The following is a 12,898-nucleotide window of genomic DNA, read 5'->3' as shown; positions in this document are numbered from 1 at the left end:
TATACTGGGAGTATACCATATAATATGGTAAAATAATTAGTTTTTAGTCGTAAACGGTTGCAATGTCTTGATATTCTTGATAAGTTATAAAAGAGTGTTTTTACAGGAGTGTGAGAAATTTATGCAAAAACAAGAAGTAACTATTTATGATGTTGCTCGTGAAGCAAAAGTTTCTATGGCTACTGTTTCAAGAGTAGTAAATGGAAATAATAATGTACGTAAAGAAACACGTGAAAAGGTATTAGCTGTCATTGATCGTTTGCATTACCAACCTAATGCTGTAGCTCAAGGATTAGCTTCAAAGAGAACTACAACAGTTGGTTTGATTGTTCCCGATTTAACGAATATGCACTTTGCAGAATTATCTAAAGGAATTGACGATATTGCTACTATGTATAAGTACAATATCTTACTTTCTAGCGTTGGTAATACTTTGTTAAATGAAGATCAAGTGATCCAAAACTTACTTAATAAGCAAGTTGATGGTGTAATTTACATGTCAAACTTAATGAGTGAAAGTGCACAAGAGATTTTTAAGCGCACTAATACACCAGTTGTTTTGGCAGGTACTGCTGATGCAAATCAAGATTTTCCTAGCGTAACAATTGACTATAAGGCAGCTGAAAAAGAAGCTTTAGGCTTATTATTAAAGAATGGTAAGAAAAATCTTGCTTTAGTTGTTGATGATGGAAAAGCTTATGTTAATAAGAACAATCGCTTTGTAGCTTATAAAGATTTTATGGAAGAACATAATTTAGATAATGTTCATATCTATGAAGATGCTAAAACTTACGAAGATGGCTATGAATTATTCGAAAAAATTAAAGCAGATAAAGTAGATGGAATTATTGCTACTCGTGATGTAACTGCAGCAGGTATTATTAATGCAGCAGTTGATGCGGGCGTATCCATTCCAGATGACTTAGAAATTATCTCTGCAGCTTCAACTAATGTGGCTAAAATTGTTCGTCCACAATTAACCACTGTTCAACAACCGCTTTATGATATCGGTGCTGTTGCAATGAGAATGTTAACTAAATTAATGGGTGACGAAGAACTAGATGAAGCTCATGTTATCTTGCCATATACTTTAAAGCAATCTCGTTCTACTAAATAAAGTATAGTTATACCAAAAATCCTCTTAGGTTGAATTCAACCTAAGAGGATTTTTTAATATGAAAATTTCTAATTATGGAGCAGTAGGAGCATTATCTGCTGCCGTATCACCTGCAGTAGCTTCTGTGCTAGCAGATCCGCTAGTAGGAGCACTTTCACTTGGACTAATATTTGAATTTACTTCATTAGCTTCATTAGCTTCATTAGCGTTACTACTTTCTGATCTGTTATTTTGAGATGAAGAAGGAGACTCACGAGTAGAAGTGGTACTTCTCGTAGTTGAGGAAGAATTATTGTTTCCACCTTGTCCTGTACTCCTAGCTTGTTCATCATTGGCTCCTACATTCCGATTAGTTGAGGAAGAAGAATTATTATTAGATTCACGATAAACTTCATGGTTTTTGCCATAATAATTTTTTGCATTTTCTGAAGTTGATCCATCAGCTACAGCAAAGAGACTATTAATATTCTTTTTCTTAGAAATCGTCTTACCAGTGTAGATTAAGACTTTACCATAGTCATTATTTTTACCTTCTAAGTAATCATAGAAGAGGTTGTAGTCTTTAGTTGAGCCACCAATACCAAATCTAGCAGTTGCATTTGGTGCTGGTGAAAGACTTAATGCAGTAGTTTTTTTGCCACTAAGATTAATATTATCGCCATCGTAGCTTACTGTTCCAGGTAATGTTCCTGTTCTTGTTAAGACTCTATTTTTATAAACAGAGCTTGGACGGCTAGGCGCATCATTTAATTTAAAGATCGATGGATCTTCCTTATATAATGCATTAGCAATATTGGCCCATAGATTTAAATTAGTCTCACTAGAATTAGAATCTAAGTTGTATGAATGACCGTAGAAGTTATCATAGCCCATCCAACTAGAAATTGTAATTCCAGGAGTAGATCCATTAAACCAAATATCACGATAATCATTACTGGTTCCAGTTTTACCAATTAAGTTCTTATAGTCAAACTTCAAGGTACCCGTTAAGCTTGAAGCTGTCCCTTTAGTTACTACTTGGTGTAGCATCTTCTGCATAATGTAGGAAGTGCCTGTAGAGAAGACTTTCTGTGGATTTTGTTTGTGCTTATAGATTACTCGACCTGATGGATCTTGAATTTCTTCAATATAGTATGGATCGGCACGTTTACCATTGTTATAGAAGTTAGAAAAGGCACTAGCATTATCAGCTACTGAAAAACCGTAATCAGTACCACCAAGAGATAATCCTAAGTTTTCAAATTCGCTCTTACTTAAATTTAAGCCTAATTTCTTCATATCTTGACGCAGATTGATATTTTTATCGTTAACTAGCTTACTGTATAAATTTACAGCAGGAAGGTTATAAGACTTACTTAAAGCTTCCTGAGCTGAAATAAATCTGTTTTCAACAGTTGAGTTATAGTCAGTTGGAATATAGTTACCAAATCTGGTAGGGAAGTCAGAAATTGCAGTTTGGCTTGAAATAAGCTTATGCTCTATAGCTGGTCCATAAACTAAATATGGCTTAATTGAAGAACCAGGAGAGCGGTAAGTATCAAAGGCATGGTTAATTTGAGAATTTTTAAAGTCAACCCCACCGCTAAATGCTAAAACTTTACCTGTTGCATTATCAATTACGACACTACCGTTTTCCACGTGTTCGGTGGTATTAACCCACTTGTTAGTAGAAGAATCAAAATCACGAGAAGTTCGGTCTTGACCATACTTGTTTTGCTTAACAACCTGTTGCATAGTCTGGTATAGTGGCTTTCTAATTGTAGTTTTGATGTGATAGCCTTTTTGATGAAAAAGCTCAGTTGCACTAGTTAGGTACTGATTATAGCGGTTTGTATCTTGTTTAACGTCAGATACTTTTAAACCATCTTGTTCAATCAAGTTTTCGGCTAAAAGACTGGCACTCTTATTCATTACTAGATTGTATAAATAACCGCTTTGTTTCTTTTGCTTCGGTGCTTTTTCAGGAGCAAGGAAGTCAGCGCGCAAATCATATTTTTTAGCTGCAAGATAAGCTTTTTTACTAATGTCGCCATTTCTGTACATACGGAATAAAACAATGTCTTTTCGCCGCATTACTAAGTCAAGATCACTTTTAACTTTTCCATTTAAGCGATATGGAGTATATACAGACGGACTTTGAGGTAGACCGGCAATAAAAGCAGCTTGCGGTAAATTAAGTTCAGAAATTGATTTACCAAATATACCTTCAGCAGCAGTTTTAATGCCGACAATATTTTCTCCGCGATTATTTTTACCATAAGGAGCAGCATTTAAATATGCACGGAGAATGTCTTCTTTAGAAAAATGTTTTTCGATCTTATGAGCATAAAACATTTCAGTCACTTTTCTTCTCCAAGTTGTCTGGCTAGTTAAGAATTGCATCTTAACCAACTGCTGAGTTAAAGTTGACCCACCAGTCTGCACACCAACACCTGTTAATTCAGAAAGTACAGCTCTAACTAAAGACTTAGGTAAAACACCCTTATGAATATAAAAGTTTTCATCCTCAGTGGCTGTTACAGCATTCTTAACGAGGGGAGTTAATTCACTTTCACTCGCCTTTTTAGTAACTGTATCTGGTCGAACAGTAGCAATTTTTTTATTACCAGCATAGTAGAGTGTAGCTGAATTTTGAGCATGATTTATTTGATGATTTAATTCGCTAATAGTTGGAATAGGTTGATTACGAACAATACCAAGTGCATAACCGCCGCCAAAACCAATTAGTAAAAATAAACCGAAAAATGCAATTAAGATAAAATAATGAAAAACACGGCGAAAAGTTAAATAGACGATACCACTGTAAAATTTCCACTGGCTTTCATCTGATTCGCTTTGCAGTGTTTTAACTTCTGGCCCCGCAGTTAGGAACTTTCTGATTTTCTCTTTTAAATTTTTCACAGATCAGGATCCTTTGTTAATTACTTTTCACCTATTATAGCAAAAAAAGGACTAGCATTGATGCAGTCCTTCTTTACGAATTTATTAATATTTTTGGTTTACTTAGTTAATTCATAAATTGCTTCGGCGTAAATAGCAATTGAATTAATTAAATCATCAACCTTCATGTATTCATTTGGTTGGTGCATAACAAGTGGGGCACCTTCTGGTTGAGCACCAAAGGCTACACCATGTTTGAATAGGCGACCGTATGTACCACCACCAATGATAACCTCATGTCCCTTCTTACCAGTTTGTTTTTCATAAACAGAAAGAAGTGTCTTAACAATTGGATCATCTCCAGGAACATAGTGTGGAGCTTCAGCAGAGCCTTCAACTCTAGCATCTAAAATATCACCAAACTTTTCGTTGATATTTTTCACCATTTCTTCTGGTTCAATACCTTGAGGGTAGCGAACATTGTTTAAGAGGTATGCATTTTGACCTTCAAAGTTAAACATACTTGGTGAACTGGTTAAATCACCCATTAAATCATCATGGTGGAAAATGCCTAATTTCTTACCATTGAAGTCTTTATGTTCAACAGTTGCTAGGAAGTGTAAGAAGTTCTTTGTTTGGCCATCAAAGTTAAGACCATCAAGGAAGAGGGCAAGGTAAGTAGCAGCATTTCTACCAGTTTCAGGAGCTGATGCATGAGCGCCATGACCAATTAATGTTAAGGCAAGGCGACCGCTAAGCATTTCGGCCTTACCTTCAAGTTTGTGTTCTTTAAGGAAAAGATCAAATTTTTCTTTAATGCCGTCAATATCGCCTTCAAGTTGGGCATGAGCGGTTTGAGGGATGACGTTAGTAGCAATACCGGATTGGAATGTCCAAAGCTTAACGTCACCTTGGCTTGGGTCAAATTTGAAGTCAAGCTTTAGAGTAACAATTCCTTGTTCACCGTTGATAATTGGAAATTCAGCATCAGGTGAGAAGGCGACATCAGGAGCTGGTTGATGCTTGAGGTAGTAATCAATTCCTACCCAATTAGTTTCTTCATTAGTTCCAAGGACAAAATCAATCTTCTTTTTAGGCTTAAATCCATGTTCCTTTAAGATAAGCATTCCGTAGTAAGCAGCTAAAGAAGGTCCTTTATCATCAGCACTACCACGACCATAGATTTTTCCATCTTTAATAGTCATCTTAAATGGATCAGTCTTCCAGCCTTCGCCAGCAGGAACAACATCCATATGTCCAATAATACCTACACGTTTATCACCAGAACCCATATTGATTCGACCTGCATAGTTATCAAAATTTTCAGTGTCGAAACCATCGCGTTTAGCAAAAGATAAAAATTTCTTCATTGCTTTAACTGGGCCAGGACCAACTGGGTATTCTTTACTGGTGTTGTTTAAATCTTCAGAAGAATCAATTGCGATTAATTCTTTTAAATCATTTAAAATAGCGTTCTTTTTTTCCTGAGCTAATTTTTTATAATCTAGTTCTTCCATAAATATACTCCTTTAATTTTTATCTCTGATTAAATATTACAGCATTTACATCAGAATAAGTCGACCAAAAGTTTTTAATTGGGACTTTTTCTACTGGTAAATAAGGAAATAGTGCAACGTTGGTTTGACGATAAGCTAGATCAAGTTTTCGATAATTCTTATAGGCAAAAGTGTTCTTATTGAATAGACCATAATATAAGATATTAGAAGATTTTACCCAGCCATAGTCAGTAAGAAGCCATAAATCATTGACTCCGCCACTTACACCTAATATTTTATAGCGTTTATTAGGCATGAGTTGGGCTTTTTTACCAGACTGCCTATCAGGTTTATTATAAGTGAAAATCGGATTTTGGGTAGGATTAATAATACTTAAATTCCAATATGGCAAAATCCATTCAGGCTGCAAATCTAAGCTAACTAGATCTGCAGGAACAAATTCCTTATCACCAATTTGATAAAAAGTTTGTCCTGATGCAATAACAGCTGAAGAAACATGGACAGGTTGTAAGAAACTAATTTGCTTTGAAGTTTTCACTTTTAGATATGGATTTACGCTAACTCCAGTCGGAGTACGACCAAAGTAAATACCATCTTTATTAACAGTATATTTTTTAGTACCACTCTTAGCTAATTTATATTTATAGCCTCTTGCAGGAAAGTTTGTTACAACACCATCTACATCATTGTTAATTAACCAGTTCCATAATTTAGGTGATTCATTCATTTCGGCCCAAACAAATACTTTTTGATGTAGAGCATGAAGCTGACTGATAAGTTTAGGATTTTGGGTGACTAAATCAGATGAAATGTTAATTCCATTTACATAGCTTAATACATCAAAATTAATTCTTTGCAAGGAGCCAACAATAAAAATTCTAGGTACATCAGGTAATAATTGACTCATAGTCTTTAGACTAGGGGCAGAAAAGCTATGGATCATGACCCGATCTTGCATATGATATTTTTTGATACTGCTAGCAAGAAGCTCCTCCATATTTTTAGGGCTATTATGTTTAGTCTTTTTCGTTTCAAGAAGGAACTTAGTATTAGGTTTATCTTTATAATAATCAAATAATTGATCTAGCGAAATGATTGACTCACCGTTAGCTTGTTTTAAGGTATTTAAATAGGAAAAATTATTTTGTGATACAATAACCGGTGATCCAATAACTCGGCTTAAGTCGCGGTCATGAGAAACGACTAAGACGTTATCTTTTGAAACATGAAGATCAAGTTCAACATAATCTGCACCATCTGCGAAAGCTGAGTTGTCACTTTGAATTGTTTCTTCCGGATATTTACTGGGGTTGCCTCGGTGTCCGATAACCAGAAATCCAGATTCAAAAATAAAAATTAAACTAAAAAAAAGGGCTAAAAAGTAAAGCCGGCTTGTTTTCATGTGTACACCTCTATTCTTTTTAACAATAGCATGGATGTATACTTTTTTCTATAATTAACATAGTAGTTAAAATCATTTTAAGAAAGTAGATGCTGAAATATGGCTTATGAGCAACTAGACTTGATTGAAGAAGTTACTCGCAATGACGGATCGAAATATTATGAAATTTCAAATATCGATCAAAACGGAATTGCTGAACTAGCTGTAGACCGTGGGTTAATTAAAAAAGTTCGAATCCTGCAGTTGAATTTAGCTAGAACTAAATCACTACAACTATATGAAGAATATATTAATAAAACCTACCAATTAGAGACCTTAACTAATGAGGATGATTGGAAAGACCCACAATGGGTGGAGTGGGAAAAACCTAAAGGAAAAGTATTAGATGCCTATAACACAGTATTAAAAGCCAATCATATTGGTTAGAAGAGGAAAAGTATGGAAAAATTACGTATTGTTCATACTAATGATCTACATTCACATTTTGAACAATTTCCTAAAATAAAAAGATACTTGCATAAAGCTCAAAACGATAAGAGCGTTGATCAAACATTTACTTTTGATGCTGGTGATTTTATGGATCGATCACATCCTTTGACTGACGCAACAGAAGGACAGGCTAACATTAAATTAATGAATGAATTTAATTATGATGCAATTACCATTGGAAATAATGAAGGTATTTCAAATTCTCATGCAGTTTTAGAAAAATTATTTGATCACGCTAATTTTCCCGTTGTATTAGCTAACCTACGTGAGGAAGATGAGAGTATGCCAAAGTGGTGTACTCCCTATAAAATATTTGAAACCAAAAAGAAGACTAGAATTGCAGTTGTTGGTTTAACAGCTGCATATCCAATGACCTATGGTCCCAATCATTGGCACGTGAATTTGATTTCTGATACTTTAGATAAATTACTGCCGAAGATAAAGGGTCAATATGATATGTTAATTATTGTTAGTCATATTGGTTTAAGGGTGGATCGATATATAGCACATCATTATCCTGAAGTAGACTTGATTGTTGGCGGACATAGTCATGACTATTTAGCAAAAGGTGAAAAAGTAAACAATACTTGGATCACTCAGACAGGAAAATGGGGTCAACATATTGGTGACATTAGTGTTGAATTAAATGATGAGCATCAAGTATTATCAATTAAACCAAACACTGTCACTAATGATGACTTACCAAGTTTAGATTCCGATCAAAAGCAAATTGTAGATTGGCATCAAAAAGGTGAGCAGATGCTTAAAGCACGAAAAATTGCTTATTTACCAGGTAAATTTGATCATGACAAGATGGCAGCAATTCAAGTTTCACTTGATGCAATTAGTGAATTTGCTGGAACTGATGTTGCTGTCTTGAATAGTGGTTTATTTTTAAAACCATTTCATCAGGGAGTTTTAACGGAAGCTGACTTACAAGCTGCTTTGCCTCATCCAATGCATGTGGTACAAACTAAGCTGCTTGGAAGTGATGTTTGGCGCATGGTAATGGAGATGGAAAAAAATCGTCATTTTCTAAGTAAATTTGCACTTAAGGGAATGAGTTTTAGAGGTAAGATTTTTGGAGATCTTGTATATAAGGGAATACAAGTTGATCATGCAAGTAGAACAGTTTACATTAATGGAAAAGAAATTGACCCTGAAAAAGAATATACACTTGCCTTGCTTGATCACTATGTTTTGATTCCATTTTTTCCTACAATTTCAATTATGGGTAAAAATAAATTTTTATTCCCCGATTATCTAAGAACCGTAATAGGAAACTATTTAAAAAAGAAATACCCAATAAATAAAGAGAAAGAAAAATAATGGAGTATAAAGAAGCAGATAAAGACCAGCCGCTATACCATCCTTTAGCTCATGTCATTATTAATGAAGATATTGTAATGATTAACGGGCGAGAGTATGAAATTATAGCTAACGTAAAAGATGTTCTAGACATTGAAATGCTTAAGGAGAAGTATGACCCTTATTTAGATCAATATGATTATTTAGTAGGGGATGTATCAAGTGAGCATTTGAGATTAAAGGGCTTTTATGATGAGAATGATCGCGTTGCAATTGATAAAAAAGCTAATGCAATTGTGGATTATTTAGAAGAATACTGTAATCCTGGTAGTGCATATTTTATTTTGCGTTTAGCTCAAGAAAACCAAATTAAAAAAATTGCTTTTGGTAGGCAAAATAAGAGAAAGAGCACAAACAATAACCGCTACCGTGCAAAGCGTCCTTACTTTAAAGAAAGACGCGTTCATAAAACAAAGATTGGCAGTCATAAGACAGCAGTAAAATTTCAACGTGGAAATCATAAAAATAAAAGCTTTGTAATTAAGAAGAGAAAGGGATAATTGTGGAACATAAAGACTATAAATGTTACTTAATTGATTTAGATGGAACTATTTACCGTGGCAGCGATACGATTGAAAGTGGTGTGAGATTTGTACATCGTCTCCAAGAAAAAAATATTCCACACTTATTTTTAACTAATAATTCAACTCGTACACCACAAATGGTAGTTGATAAGCTTAGAGGACATGGCGTTAATACTGATATTTACCATGTTTATACGCCAGTTTTAGCTACAGAGTCTTATTTACTTTCTCAAAATCCAGATGCAACTAAAATACCAATTTATATTATTGGTCAAATTGGCTTAGTACAAGGTTTATTAAAAAATGAACGTTTTTACTATGATGATCGAAATCCAAAATATGTGGTTGTAGGGATGGATACAGATTTAACCTACCACAAAATTCGTATAGCAACTCGAGCAATTAGAAATGGTACAACGTTTATTGGAACAAATGCAGATAAAAATTTACCTTCTGGAGATGAGCTACTACCTGGAAACGGCGCCCTTTGCACGATGATTGAAGTAGCAACGGGGGTTAAGCCAACTTACATCGGCAAGCCTTCATCGATTATTGTAGCGAGTGCATTGAAAATGTTGAATGCACAAGGACAAGATGCAATTTTAGTCGGAGATAACTACGATACCGATATTATGGCGGGGATTAACTGCAATATTGATTCACTCTTAACGTTGACAGGCGTAACAAATAAGGAGCAGTTAAAAGGAAAAGATAAAAAGCCGACATATATTGTAGAGAATCTAGATGAATGGAAACTATGAAAAGAAAACCAATAATTGCAGTTGTTTACAATTTAATGATGGCGCTTGCTACCGCGGCTTTAGGAGCAGTTGTTTTGAGCTGGCCCTTACTAGCAATTTTTGTAAAGGCTCAAAAGACTGATTTAATAGTAAGAAAGTCACTGGGAACAATAATGAAAAACTATACTCAACTTTTGGATTATTTGTTGCTCCCCTTTAAAAATAAATTGCAAATGTCTGATTTTCCTACTTCTCCGAGTGCAGCACGCCATTTTTATGAGTGTAAATTATTGTTTGAATTAGCAATAATTGTCTTTATTGTTGGATTAATTATTCTTATCTTCTTAAAAATGAGAAAGAGAATGAATTATATCTATATTTCGAAAACTACAGCCTTAATCTTTATGATTTTACCTGTAATTATTTTGCCTTTTGCTTTAATGAATTTTGATGAATTTTTTATTTCTTTTCATCATTTATTATTTAACAATAGTGATTGGCTTTTTGATCCTACTACCGATCCCATTATTAATGTACTAACAGAGGAATTCTTTGCAGGATGCTTTGCAACTGGTGGGATAATTTATGAATTATATTTTTCATGTTTTATTTTGACAAAAAAATAAAGGAGCTTTAACCAAGCTCCTTTTTTAATACTAATTTTTTCTTTATCCAAATGATCAATACTGGTACCACGGAGATTAAGATGATTGCTAGGACAATTAATGAGAAGTGTTCTTGAACAACTGGAATATTTCCAAAGAAGAATCCTAGAGCAGCAAATAAAGTTACCCAGAGAAAACCACCAAGAAAGTTATAGCGGATAAAAGTGCCATAGTGCATTTTACTTGCACCAGATACAAATGGAACAAAAGTACGAATAAATGGAATGAATCTTCCAATTACAATAGTAATACCGCCATGCCTGTCGAAGAAATTTTCGGCAGCTTTTCGTTTATCTTGATTAATCAACTTATTAAACCAACTGTGTTTAGCACCTTCAGCTTGTGACCAACGACCGATTTCATAATTGATTGTATCGCCTAAAACAGCAGCTGCAAGAAAAACTAAATAGCAAATCCAAAAGTGAAGATTGTATTTTGGTGTTGCTGCCATTGCACAAGCTGCAAATATAAGTGAGTCTCCTGGTAAGAATGGAAAGATAACTAAACCTGTTTCAATAAAAACAATTGCAAACAGAATTAAGTATGTCCAGTTTCCAAACATATTCACAATTGTGACTAGGTGGTCATCAATATGAAGAATAAAATCAATAAGTCCCATAAATAACTATATATTCCTTTCAAAAATTAGATACTCGTAGAATGAAAAGTCATTGTTTTTTCTGGAAATAGGTCTTGCATAATGCTGCTAATTGCAATTTGAGCCTCGCCAAAACCTAGAGCAATCATTGGTACCCGGCCTGGGTAAGTAATAGCATCACCAATTGCGTAAACATGAGGCAAATTTGTTTGCATTGTTTGAGAAACAGAAATTAAATTATTTTCTAATTCAATGCCCCACTTACGTAATTGACGATTATCACTTTTGAAACCATATGCAACTAGAATTTCATCAACGTCTTTAGTAATAAAATCGTGACTTGCACCAACTCTATGCAAAACTAATTCTATTCTATTATTGTTTAAGTGAAGTTCTTTTGGAAGGTAAGGAGTTAAAAGTTCAACATTTTTTAAACTTTTAAGTTGACTAACAGAACTTTCAAGTCCACGAAATTCATTTCTACGGTGTACTACATATACATCAGATGTTTTACTTAATTCCACTGCCCAATCAAGCGCAGAGTCGCCACCACCAAGAATGGCGATTTTTTTATTAGAAAAGATTTCGGGATGTTGCATGGAATAGTGAATATGGGCTTGGAGCTCTGGAGTAGTAGATAAAGGCAGAGTTTTTGGCTTAAATGCTCCTAAACCTGTAGCAATAAGAAGACTTTTCACTTGATAATCATCATCAATGATAATATCTTCTCCTGTTGAGAAAGAGATTTTTTTTACTTTATGTGAGAGGGTTAATTTAGTATTCTCGGTTTGTTCAAATAATCGAGAAACTAATTCTTTTCCTTTAATAGAAGAAAAAGCTGGTACATCTTTAATATATTTTTGTGGATAAAGCATATTAATTTGACCACCAACTTCATCTAACGCGTCAAAGGTAATAGTTTTTAATCCATGTAAATTAGCAAAAGAAGCAGCAAATAGACCAACCGGCCCAGCGCCGATAATAGCTAAATCATATTTTTCCATTGTAATAAGCAATCCTCCATAAGAATTAATCTAGAAGTCATGTCTTTAGCGTTAATTAAAAAGACAGTTATAATTAATATTAGTAAGGGATGAGATAGTATGCAAGTTAAAATTGGTGATATAGTTCATGGAAAAATTAGCGGTATACAACAATACGGAATTTTTGTAAGATTGGACAGTCAGATAGAAGGATTAATTCATATTTCTGAGATTCATGGTGGCTACGTAAAAGATATAGGAAGAGAATACCAAGTTGGAGAAACTATAAAGGTACAAGTCATTGATATAGATCCATATTCTAATCAAATTAGCCTATCTCGACGAGCGGTACTTCCAGAAGTCGAAGAAGCGAGAAAAAAGAGAGTTCATTTTTGGACCTCAAAAAGAGCTAAAAAGGGTTTCATGCCATTAAAAGAAGTTTTGAATAAGCAAATTCAAGAAGCTAAAATTAGATATTCAAAAAAAGATTAAAATAAAGTGTTAAGCAGTAGTACTTAACACTTTATTTTTTATATCCGAATTTTAAAACTTAAATCTCAATTAAAATAAGAATGAAAAAATATAAATCTGAACAATTAAATTATTAATTAAATG

The 12,898-nt window shown here is 34.0% G+C and carries 12 protein-coding genes; 7 read left to right on the top strand and 5 right to left on the bottom strand.

Features of this window, described 5'->3' with window-relative positions; all coding sequences use genetic code 11:
* Window positions 1-121 precede the first annotated feature (121 nt).
* Complete coding sequence (locus HMPREF0528_RS05075; RefSeq protein WP_034525257.1) at window positions 122-1,117, top strand: substrate-binding domain-containing protein; 996 nt, start codon at window positions 122-124, stop codon at window positions 1,115-1,117.
* A 72-nt stretch (window positions 1,118-1,189) separates the two neighbouring features.
* Here HMPREF0528_RS05075 and HMPREF0528_RS05070 read toward each other — a convergent pair whose 3' ends face one another.
* From HMPREF0528_RS05070 to HMPREF0528_RS05060, 3 genes are all read right to left on the bottom strand, one after another.
* Window positions 1,190-4,018, bottom strand: a complete 2,829-nt coding sequence (locus HMPREF0528_RS05070) for a transglycosylase domain-containing protein (RefSeq protein ID WP_004895658.1) — start codon at window positions 4,016-4,018, stop codon at window positions 1,190-1,192.
* Window positions 4,019-4,116: 98 nt separating this feature from the next.
* The gene (pepV, locus tag HMPREF0528_RS05065) at window positions 4,117-5,514 is read right to left on the bottom strand and encodes a dipeptidase PepV (RefSeq protein ID WP_004895657.1); all 1,398 of its coding nucleotides are present in this window, start codon (window positions 5,512-5,514) and stop codon (window positions 4,117-4,119) included.
* A gap of 19 nt (window positions 5,515-5,533) precedes the next feature.
* The gene (locus HMPREF0528_RS05060) at window positions 5,534-6,916 is read right to left on the bottom strand and encodes a glycerophosphodiester phosphodiesterase (RefSeq protein WP_004895656.1); all 1,383 of its coding nucleotides are present in this window, start codon (window positions 6,914-6,916) and stop codon (window positions 5,534-5,536) included.
* A gap of 99 nt (window positions 6,917-7,015) precedes the next feature.
* Here HMPREF0528_RS05060 and HMPREF0528_RS05055 point away from each other — a divergent pair, with 99 nt between their 5' ends.
* The 5 genes from HMPREF0528_RS05055 to HMPREF0528_RS05035 are packed head-to-tail and all read left to right on the top strand — an operon-like array spanning window position 7,016 to window position 10,663.
* On the top strand, window positions 7,016-7,342 hold the full coding sequence (locus HMPREF0528_RS05055) for a hypothetical protein (protein WP_004895655.1): 327 nt from the start codon (window positions 7,016-7,018) through the stop codon (window positions 7,340-7,342).
* 12 nt (window positions 7,343-7,354) lie between these two features.
* Window positions 7,355-8,734, top strand: a complete 1,380-nt coding sequence (locus HMPREF0528_RS05050) for a bifunctional metallophosphatase/5'-nucleotidase (protein ID WP_004895654.1) — start codon at window positions 7,355-7,357, stop codon at window positions 8,732-8,734.
* Window positions 8,734-9,273, top strand: a complete 540-nt coding sequence (locus HMPREF0528_RS05045; RefSeq protein ID WP_004895653.1) for a YutD family protein — start codon at window positions 8,734-8,736, stop codon at window positions 9,271-9,273. The genes HMPREF0528_RS05050 and HMPREF0528_RS05045 overlap by 1 nt, the downstream gene beginning before the upstream one ends.
* A 2-nt stretch (window positions 9,274-9,275) precedes the next feature.
* Window positions 9,276-10,058 (top strand): TIGR01457 family HAD-type hydrolase, encoded by a 783-nt coding sequence (locus HMPREF0528_RS05040; RefSeq protein WP_004895652.1) that lies wholly within the window; start codon window positions 9,276-9,278, stop codon window positions 10,056-10,058.
* Entirely contained in the window at window positions 10,046-10,663 is a 618-nt protein-coding gene (locus HMPREF0528_RS05035; RefSeq protein ID WP_004895651.1) for a TIGR01906 family membrane protein, read from the top strand. Before HMPREF0528_RS05040 ends, HMPREF0528_RS05035 begins: the two co-directional genes overlap by 13 nt.
* 7 nt (window positions 10,664-10,670) lie before the next feature.
* On the opposite strand, the gene HMPREF0528_RS05030 is transcribed toward HMPREF0528_RS05035, so the two are convergent.
* On the bottom strand, window positions 10,671-11,321 hold the full coding sequence (locus tag HMPREF0528_RS05030; RefSeq protein WP_004895650.1) for a VTT domain-containing protein: 651 nt from the start codon (window positions 11,319-11,321) through the stop codon (window positions 10,671-10,673).
* Between the two features lie 26 nt (window positions 11,322-11,347).
* Complete coding sequence (locus HMPREF0528_RS05025; RefSeq protein ID WP_004895649.1) at window positions 11,348-12,304, bottom strand: NAD(P)/FAD-dependent oxidoreductase; 957 nt, start codon at window positions 12,302-12,304, stop codon at window positions 11,348-11,350.
* Window positions 12,305-12,403: 99 nt separating this feature from the next.
* Here HMPREF0528_RS05025 and HMPREF0528_RS05020 point away from each other — a divergent pair, with 99 nt between their 5' ends.
* Window positions 12,404-12,775: a CvfD/Ygs/GSP13 family RNA-binding post-transcriptional regulator gene (locus HMPREF0528_RS05020; RefSeq protein ID WP_004895648.1), complete on the top strand. Its 372-nt coding sequence runs from the start codon at window positions 12,404-12,406 to the stop codon at window positions 12,773-12,775.
* Window positions 12,776-12,898 lie beyond the last annotated feature (123 nt).

Source organism: Lactobacillus johnsonii ATCC 33200 (assembly GCF_000159355.1).
In the GTDB taxonomy this organism is placed as follows: Bacteria; Bacillota; Bacilli; order Lactobacillales; family Lactobacillaceae; genus Lactobacillus; species Lactobacillus johnsonii.
This window is presented reverse-complemented; position numbering and strand designations above follow the sequence as displayed.